The organism is Pseudomonas putida (assembly GCF_025905425.1).
Classification (GTDB): domain Bacteria; phylum Pseudomonadota; class Gammaproteobacteria; order Pseudomonadales; family Pseudomonadaceae; genus Aquipseudomonas; species Aquipseudomonas putida_AF.
The window spans coordinates 3,129,974-3,145,730 of sequence record NZ_CP109603.1 but is presented as its reverse complement, the minus strand read 5'-3'; the positions used below and the strand labels follow the sequence as shown (position 1 = coordinate 3,145,730).

16 protein-coding genes and 1 pseudogene are annotated in these 15,757 nt (G+C 60.8%); 7 read left to right on the top strand and 10 right to left on the bottom strand.

Annotated features, from left to right (window positions below):
* Window positions 1-146 precede the first annotated feature (146 nt).
* The 3 genes from OGV19_RS14050 to OGV19_RS14040 form a co-directional block, all read right to left on the bottom strand.
* On the bottom strand, window positions 147-569 hold the full coding sequence (locus OGV19_RS14050) for an acyl carrier protein (protein ID WP_264309329.1): 423 nt from the start codon (window positions 567-569) through the stop codon (window positions 147-149).
* A 64-nt stretch (window positions 570-633) separates the two neighbouring features.
* Entirely contained in the window at window positions 634-2,313 is a 1,680-nt protein-coding gene (locus OGV19_RS14045) for an AMP-binding protein (RefSeq protein ID WP_264309328.1), read from the bottom strand.
* 51 nt (window positions 2,314-2,364) lie between these two features.
* Entirely contained in the window at window positions 2,365-3,693 is a 1,329-nt protein-coding gene (locus OGV19_RS14040; protein ID WP_264309327.1) for a DUF1302 family protein, read from the bottom strand.
* Window positions 3,694-4,207: 514 nt separating this feature from the next.
* Between OGV19_RS14040 and OGV19_RS14035 the strand changes: the two genes are divergently transcribed.
* On the top strand, window positions 4,208-5,251 hold the full coding sequence (locus tag OGV19_RS14035; protein WP_264309326.1) for an NAD-dependent epimerase/dehydratase family protein: 1,044 nt from the start codon (window positions 4,208-4,210) through the stop codon (window positions 5,249-5,251).
* Here OGV19_RS14035 and OGV19_RS14030 read toward each other — a convergent pair.
* Both OGV19_RS14030 and OGV19_RS14025 read right to left on the bottom strand, forming a co-directional pair.
* On the bottom strand, window positions 5,166-5,573 hold the full coding sequence (locus OGV19_RS14030) for a MerR family transcriptional regulator (RefSeq protein ID WP_264309325.1): 408 nt from the start codon (window positions 5,571-5,573) through the stop codon (window positions 5,166-5,168). The two genes, OGV19_RS14035 and OGV19_RS14030, sit on opposite strands and share 86 nt — an antisense overlap.
* A 103-nt stretch (window positions 5,574-5,676) precedes the next feature.
* Window positions 5,677-5,862: a hypothetical protein gene (locus OGV19_RS14025; RefSeq protein WP_264309324.1), complete on the bottom strand. Its 186-nt coding sequence runs from the start codon at window positions 5,860-5,862 to the stop codon at window positions 5,677-5,679.
* 491 nt (window positions 5,863-6,353) lie between these two features.
* Between OGV19_RS14025 and OGV19_RS14020 the strand changes: the two genes are divergently transcribed.
* The 3 genes and pseudogenes from OGV19_RS14020 to OGV19_RS14010 all read left to right on the top strand — a co-directional run bounded on the left by OGV19_RS14020 (window position 6,354) and on the right by OGV19_RS14010 (window position 7,870).
* Window positions 6,354-6,773: a DUF892 family protein gene (locus OGV19_RS14020; RefSeq protein WP_264309323.1), complete on the top strand. Its 420-nt coding sequence runs from the start codon at window positions 6,354-6,356 to the stop codon at window positions 6,771-6,773.
* 41 nt (window positions 6,774-6,814) lie between these two features.
* A pseudogene (locus OGV19_RS14015) lies at window positions 6,815-7,222 on the top strand (class I SAM-dependent methyltransferase); the annotation flags it as partial.
* 453 nt (window positions 7,223-7,675) lie between these two features.
* Window positions 7,676-7,870 carry a hypothetical protein gene (locus tag OGV19_RS14010; protein ID WP_264309322.1) on the top strand — a complete coding sequence of 65 codons (195 nt, stop codon included), beginning with the start codon at window positions 7,676-7,678 and terminating at the stop codon, window positions 7,868-7,870.
* A gap of 132 nt (window positions 7,871-8,002) precedes the next feature.
* Here OGV19_RS14010 and OGV19_RS14005 read toward each other — a convergent pair whose 3' ends face one another.
* Window positions 8,003-8,908 carry a LysR family transcriptional regulator gene (locus tag OGV19_RS14005; protein WP_264309321.1) on the bottom strand — a complete coding sequence of 302 codons (906 nt, stop codon included), beginning with the start codon at window positions 8,906-8,908 and terminating at the stop codon, window positions 8,003-8,005.
* 98 nt (window positions 8,909-9,006) lie between these two features.
* Between OGV19_RS14005 and OGV19_RS14000 the strand changes: the two genes are divergently transcribed.
* Window positions 9,007-9,768: a sulfite exporter TauE/SafE family protein gene (locus tag OGV19_RS14000; protein WP_264309320.1), complete on the top strand. Its 762-nt coding sequence runs from the start codon at window positions 9,007-9,009 to the stop codon at window positions 9,766-9,768.
* A 1-nt stretch (window position 9,769) separates the two neighbouring features.
* Here the strand turns inward: OGV19_RS14000 and OGV19_RS13995 are convergent, their stop codons facing one another.
* From OGV19_RS13995 to OGV19_RS13980, 4 genes are all read right to left on the bottom strand, one after another.
* Window positions 9,770-11,194, bottom strand: a complete 1,425-nt coding sequence (locus tag OGV19_RS13995) for a GGDEF domain-containing protein (RefSeq protein WP_264309319.1) — start codon at window positions 11,192-11,194, stop codon at window positions 9,770-9,772.
* Window positions 11,195-11,332: 138 nt separating this feature from the next.
* Complete coding sequence (locus OGV19_RS13990; protein ID WP_264309318.1) at window positions 11,333-13,162, bottom strand: SLC13 family permease; 1,830 nt, start codon at window positions 13,160-13,162, stop codon at window positions 11,333-11,335.
* Between the two features lie 138 nt (window positions 13,163-13,300).
* On the bottom strand, window positions 13,301-13,687 hold the full coding sequence (locus OGV19_RS13985; RefSeq protein ID WP_264309317.1) for a glycine zipper domain-containing protein: 387 nt from the start codon (window positions 13,685-13,687) through the stop codon (window positions 13,301-13,303).
* 74 nt (window positions 13,688-13,761) lie between these two features.
* A complete protein-coding gene (locus tag OGV19_RS13980; protein WP_264309316.1) occupies window positions 13,762-13,950 on the bottom strand; it encodes a hypothetical protein in 189 nt (62 codons plus the stop codon).
* Window positions 13,951-14,174: 224 nt separating this feature from the next.
* Between OGV19_RS13980 and OGV19_RS13975 the strand changes: the two genes are divergently transcribed.
* Together OGV19_RS13975 and OGV19_RS13970 are read left to right on the top strand one after the other, a co-directional pair.
* Complete coding sequence (locus OGV19_RS13975; protein ID WP_264309315.1) at window positions 14,175-15,335, top strand: GGDEF domain-containing protein; 1,161 nt, start codon at window positions 14,175-14,177, stop codon at window positions 15,333-15,335.
* Window positions 15,336-15,405: 70 nt separating this feature from the next.
* The gene (locus OGV19_RS13970; RefSeq protein WP_264309314.1) at window positions 15,406-15,756 is read left to right on the top strand and encodes a hypothetical protein; all 351 of its coding nucleotides are present in this window, start codon (window positions 15,406-15,408) and stop codon (window positions 15,754-15,756) included.
* Window position 15,757: the final 1 nt, after the last annotated feature.

Below are 15,757 nucleotides of genomic sequence, written 5' to 3'. Positions count from 1 at the left end.
GACGTTGTGCGTGTTGCTCTGGGCGACGAGCACGGGCCGGCCTGCGGCAGGCGTTCAGCCGCAGTCAGGAACCCGCCCGATGAAAAGGGATGGCGTTCGAGCGCTATCGCCGAAAACACCCGGGAACCCCGGGTGCAGATCCGCAGTCAGCGGGCCTGGGGTGCCTGGCCGGCAGGGCTTAGCAGGCTTTCAAGCAGGTCGGCCATCGCCTGTTCGTCCAGGTGCTGGAACGCGGTATTGGCAGCGGCGGCGGGTAGCCCTGTGGGCGCGGGCTGCTCTGGCTCAAGGGGCGCGGAGGCACCGGCGATGTAGCCGGCGAGGGTGGCCGGGGTCGGGTAATGCCAGGCGATGGTGGAGTCCAGGGGCACCTTAGAGGCGTGGGCGAGCTCGCTGGCGAGCTCAACGGCATCGATAGAGCTCAGGCCCATCTCGGAGAACGGTGTATCGGCGCAGATCGACAGGTATTCGTCGTAATCTCGCTCTGCCAACCAGTGGAAAATCCACTCGCTGACGGTGGTCTGGGTAAGCGGCGAAAGGGCAGGCAGGGGGGCCATTGCGAACGTGTTCATCGGGTCACTGATCCATGTGTGAGCGCAGGAAATGAAAGCGGGGTATTGGGCTGGCGTTGAACGATTACGGCACAGGTATCTGGGCCGCGAAGGGAACCAGTTGCCGGTCGAGCAGACGTTGGCGAATGACCCGGCGACGTTTTTTTCCGCTTGAGGTCTTTTCGACACTGCCGCGCGGGCAGAAATGAACCCGGTTCAACAGGGCGTCGTGGGTGTCCAGCACGGCCAGCGTGAGGGCTTTTTGCATTTCTGCGCGTGCCTCGCTGCTGGCGTTCGCATCGCCTTCGAGTACCAGGTGCAGCTCCATCAAACCGCTCTGGGTGTTCTCCATCGCCAACAGCGCGCTACCCGAGGCTCTGACGAACTCGAAATCCTCCACCGTTTCTTCGATATCGTCGGGGACGATGTTGCGCCCACCGATGACGATCAAGTCGTCCTGGCGGCTGTAGAAGTACAGTTCCTGCTCATGGAAGAAGCCCAGGTCACCCGTGCGTAGACGGCCGTTTGCAAGCTTGGCCTGCGTGGCTTCGGGCATGTTCAGATAGCCTGGGGTCAGGCAGTCGCTTTCGATGTGGATTTCACCCAGCTTGAGTGCCGGCAGCGGTTGGTCGTCAGCGTCACGCACGGTGATCCGGTGATGGAGGTTGGCGTAACCTGCTGAAACCAGCTCGACACTGCCTTCGGCGCTGGCGGTCGTCACGTGCACATCGCCATCGGCGCTGATGGTCACGGCCAGGGTATTGAGTTCGCCGCGCTTGCTGCAGCTTGCCCCCAGGCTGTTTTCCGCCATGCCATATGCCGAGTGGATGTGTTCTGCCAGCAACTTCAGCGGCGCGAAGCGCTCCTTGACCTTGCTCAGCACCTGCGCGCTGATTTTTTCTGCCGAGATGTAGAGGTGAAGGCGCGACAGATCGACCTGCTCATCGCCATACAGCCGCTTGACCGTGCGCAGCGCCGCGACCAGCGCCGAGTTGGTGATGAAGCTCAGGTCCACCTGGTGCTCGGACAACTGCCGGAACCAGCGCGCAGGGTTGCGCATGAAGTAATCCGGGGTGGCCAGCAGGTGGTTGCAGGCGCTGTAGATGGGCAGCAGCACGCCGGTGAACAGCCCCATGTCATGATGGATCGGCGTCCAGGAGGCGCAGTTGCGCAGCGCAACGCCATCCCGGCTGGCCGTGTGGGCGCGTTCGATATGCCTGAGCTGGTTGATGACCATCTCGTGGGTGACGATGACACCCTTGGGGAAGCCGGTACTGCCCGACGAGAACTGGATGATCGCCATATCGGCCGGCTGGGCCTGGGCAGGCAACGGCTGGCCAGGTGCGCCTTGAGGGTTGAACCCCGGCTCCGAGTGGATGGCCAGGCCTGTGTGCGAGCGCCACGCCGCGATGTCTTCTGCAGCGATGCTGGCATCGCACACTACCAGGCTGAACCCGCAGGAACGGTCACAACCGGCAAGAAACTCGGCGTAGTTCAGGTATTTGCCCGATTTGGTCCGCAAGGGTACGGCCACCAGATTCAGGCGCCAGCACGCCAACAGGTAAGTGACCAATTCGATGCTGTTATTTAGTACCAGGCCCACGCGGCTTTGCGGCGCAAGTTGCAATGCCGACAGCTTCGCGGCACAGACCGCTACCTGGCTGTCCAGTTCGGCAATCGGGTAAGTACGATTGCTGTCGCAGAATGTCCAGAGGGCTTTATTCTGGGTAACAGCATCTTTGAATTTATCATTGATGGTAGGCATGGTTTACGCTCGCAGAAAGGGGTGACGAAACACACAAAGCGGTGGGCCGGGTCAGAAGAAATAGTCGAGTTTCACTTGCACGCGATCATTGTTGTGAAACTGTCCGAACAGGCCATTCGGGTCGCCATGAAAGATGTCCAGGCCCACGGTGGCTTTTAGGCTTTTTGACAGCTTTGATGCATATTCCAGGCGCACAAGCCCATCGCCATCATTCAGGTTGGTCAACCATTGTGCTTCGAAGGTGTCCCGTTGGTGCATCAGGTCTTTGCGATAAAGAAAGGTCATGATGTTGTCGACTTTATCGCGTGGCAAATAGGCGTTGGTGTCGCCCAGCATGCTTTGATAGAACTGCGCGCTGAGAACACTTTCTGTGATGCCGTAGTAATCCAGGCCGATGACGTAGCTGGTTTCGTTGGTTTGAAAGCGGCCATTGGCACTGTTGGGGTCATAATCGATGACCGAACGCTGGGTGGCGTGTGCCAGCTCTGAACGCAGGACAAAGTCATTGATCGAGGTACTGGCACTTGCACCGACCGTGTGGGTCCGCTCATAGCGTTCGCGTACTTCGATCACCGGCCCCATATTTTCAAAGGTCAGGCGTGATTCGAAGAACGGCGCGTCGTTGTAGTGATACATGTAGTTGAGCGAGAAGTCCCATGACTCGACGCTGGTTGTCAGGGCCAGGCCGATGTCCGAATCCTTGACGGGCCGATCAGGGCGTTCGGCCCTGCGCCGGTTTACCGGGATCCCTAGGCCAGCAGGCGCCTGGGGGATCAGGCGGCGAGAGCGAATGGCGAATTCGCCTTCGTTGTAGTTGGGAAAGTCAGTGTAGGTCTGGTCGGGAATCCACAATACCTGCATGTCGAACGGGCCTACGGGCACCACCACATTGGCCATCCACAGCGGGATCCGCGCCTCTTCTGGATCCTCCAGGATGAACTCCCGGTAGTTCATGGGGTTGACGATATCCAGTACCGTGACACCGTCCGCCTGGCCCCACACCACCTGCTGTTTGCCCAGCGTCAGGGTCCCGGCTTCACCCAGCGAGTCCCTGAAGTAGGCTTCGCGGAGTTCGAACTGAAAGGGGTAATTGTCGTAGATTTTACGGCCATCGCTGAGGGGCGAAAGTGCTGTTTGGTCGGGCGCTCCCGGCTCAAGTTGGCCGCTCATGTTCCAGCGCAAGCGGGTGGAAAGAAAAAACCGGGCATCGGTATCGGTTTGATAAGACAGGGCGTTGTAAAAGCGAAGTTCTGACTTTGAAAGTTTCTTCACTGCCAGGTTTTCGGCGGCCTGGTAAGAGAGTTTGGAATCGACGTCGAGCGTTCCAGCGAGCACAGTAACAGGCAGCGCTGAAAGTGCGAAGGTGAATGCTTTTAACATGGAGCACGCCTTGGAGCGAAGAGTGACTTTTTTATTTTGCTCACGCCGATGCCGCGCAGCAAAGTCGCTGCGCAAGTTGCAGGTGTGGCTAAGGGTGTGGGGCGAAGCAGGAACGTCCGTGTGAGGCGCTAAAGCGTGGCGTGATTATAGAGTTTGATAGCCATTGATGCGTCCATGCAGGGTCAGTCAGCGGGGTTAAGTTGGGCTGTGTCGAAATGCTATCAGTGGTTTCCGATTAACTCAATCGGTGACTTTCGAAATAAGTCTGTGAAGAATTGTCATCATCTGTCCTATAGGGCAGATGCTCAAAGCCCTGTTTTATATGGGCTTTGCTCTTAACTGGAACGCTCGTCTCAAGTTGCCTCTTATAAATAAGCTGTTGTGTAGATGTATCAAAATGTTTCTTGATGAGAAGTTGCAACTAACGCCCCGTTTTTCGCTTGACTATGCCCTTAGGGACAGACTTTAAGCTGTGGCGATCAAGTGCGGCCGAGTTCCGTCACAAGGAGGTGCTGTGAGCAAGTTATGTCTGGTGACAGGCGCCAATGGGCATCTGGGTAATACCCTGGTCCGGGCGTTGCTCGATCAGGGCTACCGTGTGCGGGCCGGGGTGCGCGATACGTCCAGGACTGAACCTTTTGACGGGCTGGATTGCGAACTGGTTTATGCCGAGTTGCAAGATGAGCCGTCTTTGCTCAAGGCCATGACCGGCGTTGAAATCCTGTTTCAGGTCGCCGCCGTGTTCAGGCATTGGGCCCGACAGCCAGAAACCGAGATTGTCGAGCCCAATGTGCGGGGCACCCGCACGGTGCTGCAGGCCGCGTCTCGTTCGGGTGTGCAACGGGTGGTGTATGTGAGCTCGGTGGCGGCGATCGGGCACGATGGTGAACCGCTGGATGAGCACAGCTGGAACGACGAGGCCGAGAATGCCTACTACAAGTCGAAGATACTTGCCGAGCGAATGGCCTGGCAGACCGCGCGGGAGCTGGACCTGTGGATGGTCGCGGTGCTGCCCTCGGCCATGATCGGGCCCAATGCGACCCAACTCACCGACACCATGAATTTTCTCGAAACCGTGCGTCAACGGCAGATGCCACTGGACCCGGGGTTCCATTTCAACTTCGTGGACGTGCGAGACGTGGCGCAGGGCTTGATTCTGGCTGCACAGAAGGGGCGCGCCGGGCAGCGCTACATCCTCGCGAACGCGCACTCCTCGTCATTGGCTGATCTGTTGGAGGCCGCCAATGCAGAGGGGGCGGGTTATCGTTTGCCACCGCCAGCGCCGCGCTGGTTACTGATGTGTGTCGCCTGGGCACAGGAGCGCATAGCGAGCCTGACCGGCAGACCGGCTCAGCTGATGCTGAGCCAGGTGCGGCTGTTCCATGACGTCAGGCAGGAATACAGCATCGCGAAGGCTCGCCGGGAACTGGGCTACAGCCCGCGGTCTCCTGGCGACAGCTTGAGGTCGGCATTCAACTATCTTGGCAGGCGAGCGACCCAGCCGTACGAGGACATGCCTGGGTTTGCTGGCCAAACAGGGCGTTCATCTCGCCTTTGAGTTCGATCAGGTGACGGTCCAGCGCGTGTAACGTCGCGATCTGCTCACTGACCTGTTGGCGTTTGGCGTCGACAGCGTCATTGGCCAATGCCAGCGGGAAGGTTTTGAGTGCGTTCTTTGCCGCAATCAAAGGGCTCATCTCGGCCAGCTTGAAGCCGGCGGTTTGCGCCTTGCGGATGAGACGGACCATTTCCAGGTGGTGAGCATCGTACAGGCGGTACCGGCCTTGACGTTCGGGCTCATTGATCAGGCCCAGCTGTTCGTAGAGTCGGATGGCTTTCGGGGTGCAGCCAGTCAGTTCGGCAATTCTTCCAATGAACATCACAGAATCCTTTTGTTGGAGAACGCAGATTCTACGGGCGTTTGCACAGGTTCGAGCCTTGTACGCAAGAAAAAGTTGGCACCGATGGTGCGGCAGTGGGCGCTTATTGCAAAGTCGGCGGCTTGACCGCGCCTGACACGGTGGCCAACACCGTCTCGATCCGTGTGATCTGCTGTGCAAGTTCATCGGCTTGCGTGTGGTTGCCTTCCCTTCTTAAGCGATCACGCGCCTGGCGCAGTGTCAGCAGGTTTTTCTGCAGTTTCAGGGCTGAAGCGTCGAACGGGTCCATGCTTTTCTCATGCGGGGGGCGTCCATGCCGTTGTAGGAAAACCTGACCTTAGCAGCTCGAATTTGCCGATGAAACTGATGTTACATACAGGGAAACGTCACCGCCTGGATTCTCCCTACAGATAGCGGGAAAAGATCCTACAAATCTTGCATCCGTCCGTTTCAAATCGTGTATTTCAGATGGCGCTCAACGCCGCGGGTTTGTGGGTTTTGGAAAGATTTTGATAGCGCCATGCTCCTGCAGCGGAGTGATGCAGGTTCACCGTGTGCTGTGAAACCTTATGTAGCAATTAAGGCACTTGAGCCTGTTGCGGCGCAGCGTGTCAGGCAGCTTTTGCTATAACTGCAAAAAAAATGCATCAAATGAGTGTTCGCAGCACTTGTATTCAATTTAATGCAGCCAAAGCCCATTTAATTTCAATTATTTTCAGCGCCCGAGCGCTCTAAGCTCCTCCTGTCGCCGCGTCCCAGAGCGGCTTCAGGAGCTTTCTCATGCCACATGCTTGTGAAGTACCGATTTCTCCCCAACCGCCCGCCGATGACCTGATTGACTGGTTGCGCATGCTCATGCGGGCTGAGCGGGCCGGTGCCCGGCTGATGCTCGACAGTGCGCGCGAAACCGACGACCCGGCGCTGTTGCTGCGTTTGGAACAACTGCACCACGGCGAAGCAGAAAGCTGCCGACGGCTGCGCCATTGCCTGGAACGCCTGGACGCAAAGCCGGGCGCAGGCATGGGGGAGTTTCATGCCAAGGCCATGGCCATCAGCAACCTGCAAGAACGGTTGCTGTTCATTGCCCGCGGCCAGCGTTGGGTCGCCCGGCAACTGCAGGCCCGTTTGCCGCAGATCGAACAGCCCTGGCTGCGCAAGGAACTGGAAGTGGTGCTGTACCTGCACCAGGGTGACCGCTGACAGCGCGTCCGATCTCCAAAACCGACAAGGACACACCATGCTTCATGGAGGTAGCAGCCCGCTGTCTCGACGATGAAGGCCTGCTGCTGTTGCACACTATCGGCAAGAATCGCCGCCGTGACGTACCGGACCGCTGGATCGACAAGTACATCTTCCCCAATGGCGACCTGCCGTCGATTGGCCAGATCGGTGATGCCGCCGACGGTTTGCTGGTGGTCGAGGACTTGCACAACTTCGGCGCCGACTACGACCGTACGTTGATGGTCTGGTACTCAAATTTCGAGGCGCACTGGCAGTATTTTGCCAATGAACTGGGCGAGCGCTTTCGACGGATGTGGCGCTACTACCTGCTGTCGTGTGCAGGCGCGTTTCGCGCACGGGACATTCAGTTATGGCAGTGGGTGATGTCGAGAGGCGGGGTGGTTGCTTGTTATCAGCGGGTCAGTTGAGGTTGGCTTGGCGAGTGCGGGCTTGGTGCAGACTGCGACTTTTGATCAGCGTGAGTGGGGGGCGGGCTGCATCTGATCTGCTTTTTTTCTGCAAACCTGAATCTGTAACCGTATCAGGCAAGGCACGACAATATGCCCATTCCCGTATCACACTGTAGAGGTTCCGATGGGCAAGCTGACGCTGTTCCTGGGTGGTTTTCTGCTACTGGCCTTTCTGATAGGTATTTTGGGCACCATCCCGCCAAGCTGACATTCTCCACACTTTCCCCTCTGCGGCCCTTCTGATTCGCCAGATGGGCCCACCCCTGCCTGCTCGGCAACTTCTATTAATTGCCATCGCTACATCAGCGGTAGGTGAAATTAATTCTCAAGTGCAAATGGCTCGTGTAGTCTGCCCCGCCCCCATACGGCCCACGTTGCGGGCCGGTCTTTTGCCCTGGAGTCGATACACACATGGAATGTAAGGAAGGCACTTCAGCCATGCTGGAGTGGCGTAGCCGTTTTCTCGCGCAAGGTGCCCTCGATGAGGAGGGTTACGATGAGGCGCTACGCAGTGCCGGTGCGCTGGAACAGTCGGGAGTGATCAGCACCCTTGAGTGGATCGAATTGGTCAAGCTGGCCAATACTGCGTTGCTGCAGGTGCGATAAGTCTTTCTTTGCGTTGGGAAATCTGTCCACAAAAAACGTGGGTAGGTCTGTGGATAAAATGCTGTAAGCCAAGCCTGCAGCGGGCTCTGTTAGATTGAGCAGAATTTGAACAGTCCTTTTGCAGCGTTTGCGTCAGGCCGACAGCCCGGCGCGGCGCAAGGCCTGCAACAGCTCGCGCACCCGTGCGGGCAACTCGCCAGCAGGGTACAGCGCGTGCATTTGTGGGTCCTGGCCTGTGCTGGAGGTCAAGCGGTATTGAGGGCACACCCGCACCAGGCGCCCGGCCTTGACCTGGGCTTCGCCTACCCAGGCTGCGAGGCGGGCGATGCCGGCTCCGGCCAGCGTGCTGTGGTAGACCGCGTCGCCTGAGCCCAGGCGAAGCCGTGGCGTCGGGCGCAGGCTGGTGATCTGGCCATCACGGCAGAAGTGCCAGGCTTTGAGAATGCGTGGGGCGGTATGCACAATCAGTGCGTGGTTCTGCAGCGCCTCCGGGTGTTGCGGGTTGCCGGCCACGGCTACGTAGCTTGGGCTTGCATAGAGATGGCGTGGGTAGCCCCACAGCGGATAACCAATCAGTTCGCTGGATTGCGGAAAGGCCCCGCGCACCACGAAGTCGAACTTGTCCAGCAGCGGGTCCAGGGCGGCATCGCTGTACTGCACGTCCAGGGTCACCTGTGGATGGCGCTGGGAAAACTCGGCGAGCACCCGGGGCAGCACATGCTCACCGAGCAATTGCGGCACTGCAAAACGGATCCAGCCTTGTGCGCTACCGCTGAGCGCGGCCAACTCATCGACCGCATCACGTTGCACATCCAGCAAGCGTTCGGCATGGGGCAGGAAGCGCTCGCCGGCTTCGGTCAAGGTCACGGTATTGGCGTTGCGGTTGAGCAGTTTGCTGCCTGCGTTGTCTTCCAGGGTTTGTATCGCGCGTGTCACCGCGCTGGGTGAGCGCCCCAGGGCGCGTGCTGCGGCGACGAAGCTGCGCTTGTGCGCGACACTGACGAACGCCTGAATCTCCCTGAGCATGTCCAATGCCATTGCGTGGCCCTCATTGCAGTTTTCGCAATGTGGCATTTCAACACAAGCGCGGCACTTTGATTAGCCTTGCAGCCTGACTCACTGCCTGGAGCCGCGTCATGATGGATATCGCCGTACTTTCTGTATTCGCTTTCGCCGCCGGATTGATCGACGCTGCCGTGGGCGGTGGCGGGCTTATTCAGATCCCGGCGCTGTTCAACGTGCTGCCCACCGCGCAACCGGCGGCCTTGCTCGGTACCAACAAACTGGCCTCGGTATGCGGTACGGCCTTTGCGGCGCGCTCGTTCATCCGCAAGGTCACGCTGGACTGGGGGCTGATCGTGCCTGCAGCACTCAGTGCTTTCGTCATGTCGTTTGCCGGCGCCGCCACGGTATCGCTGGTGCCGCCCAGTGTGATGCGCCCGGCCGTGCTGGTGATGATCGTACTGATGGCGATCTACACATTCTGCAAGAAGGATTTCGGCACGCTGCACAAACCCACCCGGATCGGCCGTAAAGAGCAGTGCCTGGCGGTACTGATCGGCGGGGCGATCGGCTTTTACGATGGCTTGTTCGGGCCGGGTACCGGCAGCTTCCTGATCTTCCTGTTCATTCGCTTTTTCGCCCTGGACTTCCTGCATGCCTCGGCTTCGGCCAAGGTGGTGAACATCGCGACCAACCTGGCGGCGCTGGTGTTCTTCGTGCCGTCGGGCAATGTGCTGTACGCCATCGCCTTGCCGATGGCGGCCTGCAACATCCTCGGTGCACTGACGGGTACCTGGCTGGCGGTGCGCAAGGGGGCAGGTTTCGTGCGTGGGCTGTTCTTGATCCTGCTGTGCGTACTGATTGCCAAGTTGTCCTGGGACTTGCTGGCCGGCTGAATCAGACCACCTGGCGCTGTGCTTCGGCCTGCTCGACACGGTTGCGGCCATGGGCCTTGGCCCGGTACAGCGCCTGGTCGGCGCGGGCCAGCAACTCGTCAAGGCTCGGTGCCGGCGTATCGGCGGCGCAACCGTCCAGGCCGATGCTCACGGTAATTTGCAGGCGATGGTCGGCCTGCACCACGTGCAGGTCCTGCACCGCTCGGCGCAGGCGTTCGGCGGTGAATTTGGCCCGCTCCGGCGCAAGGCCAGGCAGGACCACGACGAACTCCTCGCCCCCCATGCGTGCGAACAGTTGGCCTTCGTGCAACTGGTCCTGCAGGGTGCGGGCGAACTGGCGCAGGACTTTGTCGCCGACCGCGTGGCCGTGCACATCGTTGATCGCTTTGAAATGATCGATATCCAGCATCATCAAGGTCAGCGGTAGCGCCTGGCCATGTTGCTGGCGGCTGTCGAGCAGCGCGTTGGCACGGCGGGTGAATGCGCTGCGGGTCAGCACACCGGTCAGGTGATCGATGGTGGCCTGATGCGCCAGACGCGCCATCAGGCTGCGGTTGGCCTGGCTGACACACGCCACCACCAGCGGCCCGAGCACCAGCATGGCGATGCCCAGGCGGGCCGACATCAGTGTGGTGACTCCCGGTTCGCTTTGCGGCACGCTGAAGTGCATGAGGTTTTGCGCGACCGCGACAATCAGCGTGCTGCCGGCCGTCAACGTCAGCAGCGAAACCAGAAACGGCGGGTAGGTCCAGGCACACCACAGCAGGGCGGCAATCGGGAAGGCAATGGCGCCTGGCCCCCCAAACGCGATGCTGAAGGCCAGCGAGGCAAGCAGTACCAGCAAGGGCGGCAAACGCACCGCCTGGGCGCCACCGCGCAGCAGTGCCCGCGCCGAGGGCGCCGTCAGCAGCACTGGCAGCACCAGTACGCTGGTTGAGAACTGCTCACTGAACCAGGCCAGCCAGGTGGCCTGCAGCGATTGCTCGAACCACGGGGCGGCCATGATCGACGCCAGGCTCGCCGCGACCATCGCGCCGGCGGCGCAAGCGCCAAACACACTGAGTACGCCATGCGGGCTGCGCATGCGTCGGTGCAGGCGCGGCACCCGCGACAGCAACTGCCAGACAGTGAACACCATGCCCAGGTTGCACAGGTTGAACCAAAGGGCCGGCTTCCAGTCGCTGCCACACAGCAGGTCGGCCGCCACCATGGCCAGCCAGACCAGGGTAAAGCCGAGGGCATTGGCCTGGCGGGGGTAGCGCAACAGCACGCCGACCAAGGCCGCGTTGACTGGCCAGAACAGCGACAGGGACTCGATCGGACGTGCCAGGATGCCACCGAGGGTCAGGGCAAAAGTCAGGCAAAGCAGAGCGAGGTAGGGCAACAAGCGCGATTGGGCTGGAAAAACCATGAACTCGACCGGCAAGCGGAAACGAAATCCAGGACAACGGCTTAAAGCACCTGGGGCAATTACGTATCAGTGTGTTTCGACAGGGTACTTGATGTCAATCTGCCGCGATCCTGCAGGATAATGCCAAATTGCCTGCATCCCCTGTCGATTTCTCTACAATCCAAAGAACCACGGGACCATCAGCACGGTCACCAGCATCACCAACAAGGTGAATGGCACGCCGACTTTGACGAAATCACCGAACCGGTATTGCCCAGGGCCCAGCACCAGCGTGTTGACCGGTGACGAGACCGGCGTCATGAACGCGGCCGATGCGGCGAGTGCCACGGTCATGGCAAAGGGGTAGGGCGACATGCCCAGTTGCGTGGCAGTGCTGATTGCCACCGGCGCCATCAGCACTGCGGTGGCGGTGTTGGAGATGAACAGGCCGATCACTGCGGTCACGGCGAACAGGCAGGCAAGAATGGCACTCGGCCCGGCACCGCCGAGCACACTGACCAGCCCGGTCACCGCCAAGTCGATACCGCCTGTTTTCTGCAGGGCCTGGGCGAAGGGCAGCATGCCGACGATCAGCACCAGGCTTTGCCAATGGATTGCCCGGTAGGCGCTGTTCATGTCGATGCAGCGGCCCGCGCCCATCAGCAGGCAGCCGATCAATGCAGCGATGACATTGGGCACCGCGCCGCTGACCATCAGCCCGACCATCACCGCCAGGCTTAGCAACGCTTGCGGCGCTCGTCTGCGGGCCGGGGCCACCTGATCGATCTCGGCGGGCAGGCTCAACACCAGAAAGTCGTGGGGTTTGCTTTGCAGTTGCCGCACGGCTTTCCAGGGGCCTACCACCAGCAAGGTATCGCCCAGGCGCAGTTTTTCTTCCACCAGTTGTTCCTCGATGGCCGCCTGTTCACGGCGCAAACCGACCACGTTGAGGTCGAAGCGGCTACGAAACGCCAGTTCGAGGATGCTCTTGCCGATCAGCTGTGAGCCGGGGGGCAGTGACACTTCGGCCATGCCCAGTTCCTGGGACTGATCGATGAAGTAGGCCGCCTTGAAGTGCAGGGGTTCCAGCTGCATGGTCTGGCACAGGCTGCGCAGGTCGTCGCGGTTGGCGAACAGGTCGAGCAGCAGCACGTCACCTTGGTGCAGCACCGTGTTGGAGTCGGCCGCGATTACCCGCGTGGTGAACTTGTGCTGGCGTTCGATGCCGATCACGTTGGCACCATGCCGGGTGCGCAGCTCCAGCTCGCCCAGGGTGTGACCGATCAGCGGCGAGTGGGGGCGGATGCGCAGGCGCCGCTCGCGGCCATTGAGCTTGTAGTCCAGCACCAGGTCGAGCAGCGTACGACGGGTTTCCACACGGCCGTCCTTGCGCACTTCGCCGTTGAGCCAGTGGCGGGTGAGCAGCATGTAGCCGATGCCCAGCACCAGCACCACCAGGCCGAAGGGGGTAAAGCTGAAGAAGTTGAAACCCTGTTCGCCATGGCGTACCAGTTCACTGTGCACCACCACGTTGGGGGGTGTGGCCACCAGGCTGAGCATGCCGCTGATCAAGCCGGCGAAGCTCAGGGGCATCATCAGGCGGCTGGGCGACAGCTTGAGGCGCGCGGCGATGCTCAGTACCACCGGAATGAAGATCGCCACCACCCCGGTCGAGCTCATGACCGAACCCAGGCCTGCGACCGACACCATCAGCAGTACCAGCAGGCGCGCTTCACTGTTGCCTGCCCGCTCGCTCATCCACTCGCCAATGCGGTAGGCGATGCCGGTGCGCACCAGGCCTTCGCCGATCACGAACAGGGCTGCGATCAGTACCACGTTGGGGTCGCTGAAGCCAGCCAGGGCCTGCTCCACGGTAAGGATGCCCGACAACGGCAGGGCGAGAATCACCATGAGGGCGACCACGTCCATGCGCGGGCGGTTGATGATGAACAGGACGACGACGATGGCCAGCAGGCCGAGGACCCAGAGCAGCTCTTGGTTCATGGGGAGGGGGTGTTCCTTCACACAGGGGCACGGTAGACATTAGCAGCCAGTGTGCCAGCTTGGGGTGAAGGGTGTGTTGACGTGTTGCAGGGTTTCAGAAGCAAAAGGGGCTGCAGAGCAGCCCCTCGGTCACCTGGATCAGTGACGGTGACGGCGGTGTTTCTTGCCGTTGTTGTCGCCCATGTGGTTGCCGATGGCACCACCGGCCGCGCCGCCCAGGCCAGCACCGATGGTCGAACCGGCAGAGCCGCCGACCTTGCCGCCCAGCAGCGAACCGCCAGCTGAACCCAGGCCACCGCCGATGGCGGCTTCGGTGCGGTTGCCCTTGCGTGCGCCGACCGCACTGCCCGCAGCGCCGCCAACGCCAGCACCGATGGCAGCGCCGGTGCTGCCGCCGATCTGTTGACCGACAACGTTACCCAGAACACCACCCAGGCCACCGCCAATGGCGGCGGTACCGTCACCGGCGAAAGCGCCCTGGCACAGCAGCAGGCCGAGAGCAAGGGAAGGCAGAGTCAGACGCATGGTACGAACCTCAAAAGGAATCATCAGGTTAAGGTGCCGCGCAGCGGGCGGCGGGTCAGGGTTGCAAAGACGCTTCAGCGGTAGTAACGGTCACCGCGGTATTGACGGTTGTCATCGTCATCGTCGCGGTCATGCCGATGGTGGTGGCGGTGGCCACGGTCGCGATCACGCCAGCCATCGTCGTCGTCATGATAGCGATGGCTGTGGCAGCCAGCGGTCAGCAGGATGGCGGCAATCAACGAAAAGCTTGCAAGGCGGGTCATCACGATATAGGTCCTTGATCCGCAAAGGTTTACGGGACACTTTCTGAGACTGGGATCGATCCATTTGGTTTCCTTGGCAGGCAAAAATTTGTCATGCTCGCGATAAGCGGCGTGCCTGCCGGCTGCTGTTCTGTCTCGCTCGGTCATGGCCGAGCCGGTGGCTGGCACCTAAACTTCACAGTAAGCCGCAGCCAAGACGGCAAACTGCCACACGGTGAATCACGATGATCGCCCACACCCCCACGTTGTTCGCCGCGGTTGCCCTGGTGGCAACCATTCTGGCCTTCTGCCTGTTGCTGGTCGGCCGCAGCAACCGCCGCGACAACCTGCTGCTGACCGGTTGCGGGCTGTTGGTACATGCCCTGGCCTATGTGTGCTACACACTCTATGCCCAGGCCCCGTTGTGGCTCAGCTATGGGCTGGGCAACAGTCTGTTGTCACTGGCCCTGGCGTTCTATTCGGCCAGCCTGTTCAGGGTGCGAGAGCAAGTGATCCCGTGGCGGCTGATCTTCATCATTCCGGCTTTCATGCTGGTGGGGTTGATGCTGCTGCTCGATACCCTTGAACCCCGCATGCTGCTGGCGACACTGGTACTGATGCTGCAGTGTTCGATGATCCTCTATTGGGCGCGGCGTTACGTCGAGCGGCCGGGCAGGGCGCACCTGTTGCTGCAGATCGGTGCGCTGATCAGCTTGGTCGGGCTGGGCATGCGCGCCGTGGCAGTGGCCAATGGCACGGCTGTGGAAATGCGCTACGACACCAGCAACCTCAAGCAGAGCATCTCTGTGGCGATCGGCACGGTCACGGTGATGATGTATTCGATCGGGTTGGTGCTGATGGCCAAGGAACGCAGCGAATCACGTCTGCAGCACCTGGCCCTGCGCGATGTACTGACCGGCACTTTCAACCGTCGGGCGATCCTCGAACGCTTCGCCCTGGAGCTTGACCGCGCACGGGGCACGCAGAGCAGCTTGGCCGTGGCCATGATCGACATCGATCACTTCAAACGCATCAACGACCTCTACGGGCACTTGGCCGGTGACGAGGTGCTGTGCCACTGCGTGCGCCAGTTGCAGCAACGCTTGCGCCAGGGGGACAGCCTCGGTCGTTATGGCGGCGAGGAGTTTCTGCTGCTCTTGCCCGGCACCGACCACGTTGGCGCGATGGCAGCCCTGCAGGGCCTGCGTGAGGCCATCGCCCGCAGCCCGGCACGCTTCGCCGGCGATGAAATCGAGCTGCGTTTCAGTGTCGGGTTGTGGTGTGGGGTGCCCGGGGCCAAGGACAGCACCGCCAGCCTGCTTGCCCAGGCCGATGCGGCGCTGTACCAGGCCAAGGCCGCCGGGCGCAACACCGTGCACATGGCGGCGCTGGGCGAAGTGGGTTGACCACACGGCCATTCACGCGCAATGCCCGCCAGTGCTAGAGTCGCATTCTTTTTTACCCCGAGGATGGAACATGCGTGCGATTCTGCCGATAGCTGTGGCGCTGGTGCTGGCCGGTTGTGCTTCAGCGACCATGGAGACGGCACGCGGCGGCAAGCCGACCGCGCAGCTCGACTCGCACAAAGCGCCAGAGCTGGTCGCCCAGTGCATCCAGTTCAGCTGGCAGGAAGAGGCGGTGTTCGGGGACGATGCCAGTGGCTACCTGGAGCCGCGCAAACAGGGTGGTTTGACTGTGTATACCCGCGATGCCGAGGCGTTCGTGGATGTGTATCCGCAGGCGGGCGGGGCGCGGGTCGACTATTACGCGCAAAAAAATGACGGCGTGGCACTGCAGCGACGTGCAGCTGCGGCAACTTGCCTGTAGT

Bases quoted from the DNA above. Each gene is read 5' to 3' on its own strand.
- OGV19_RS14050 (WP_264309329.1), bottom strand. From the start codon at position 569: ATGAACACGTTCGCAATGGCCCCCCTGCCTGCCCTTTCGCCGCTTACC.
- OGV19_RS14045 (WP_264309328.1), bottom strand. From the start codon at position 2,313: ATGCCTACCATCAATGATAAATTCAAAGATGCTGTTACCCAGAATAAA.
- OGV19_RS14040 (WP_264309327.1), bottom strand. From the start codon at position 3,693: ATGTTAAAAGCATTCACCTTCGCACTTTCAGCGCTGCCTGTTACTGTG.
- OGV19_RS14030 (WP_264309325.1), bottom strand. From the start codon at position 5,573: ATGTTCATTGGAAGAATTGCCGAACTGACTGGCTGCACCCCGAAAGCC.
- OGV19_RS14025 (WP_264309324.1), bottom strand. From the start codon at position 5,862: ATGGACCCGTTCGACGCTTCAGCCCTGAAACTGCAGAAAAACCTGCTG.
- OGV19_RS14020 (WP_264309323.1), top strand. From the start codon at position 6,354: ATGCCACATGCTTGTGAAGTACCGATTTCTCCCCAACCGCCCGCCGAT.
- OGV19_RS14010 (WP_264309322.1), top strand. From the start codon at position 7,676: ATGGAATGTAAGGAAGGCACTTCAGCCATGCTGGAGTGGCGTAGCCGT.
- OGV19_RS14005 (WP_264309321.1), bottom strand. From the start codon at position 8,908: ATGGCATTGGACATGCTCAGGGAGATTCAGGCGTTCGTCAGTGTCGCG.
- OGV19_RS14000 (WP_264309320.1), top strand. From the start codon at position 9,007: ATGATGGATATCGCCGTACTTTCTGTATTCGCTTTCGCCGCCGGATTG.
- OGV19_RS13990 (WP_264309318.1), bottom strand. From the start codon at position 13,162: ATGAACCAAGAGCTGCTCTGGGTCCTCGGCCTGCTGGCCATCGTCGTC.
- OGV19_RS13985 (WP_264309317.1), bottom strand. From the start codon at position 13,687: ATGCGTCTGACTCTGCCTTCCCTTGCTCTCGGCCTGCTGCTGTGCCAG.
- OGV19_RS13980 (WP_264309316.1), bottom strand. From the start codon at position 13,950: ATGACCCGCCTTGCAAGCTTTTCGTTGATTGCCGCCATCCTGCTGACC.
- OGV19_RS13975 (WP_264309315.1), top strand. From the start codon at position 14,175: ATGATCGCCCACACCCCCACGTTGTTCGCCGCGGTTGCCCTGGTGGCA.
- OGV19_RS13970 (WP_264309314.1), top strand. From the start codon at position 15,406: ATGCGTGCGATTCTGCCGATAGCTGTGGCGCTGGTGCTGGCCGGTTGT.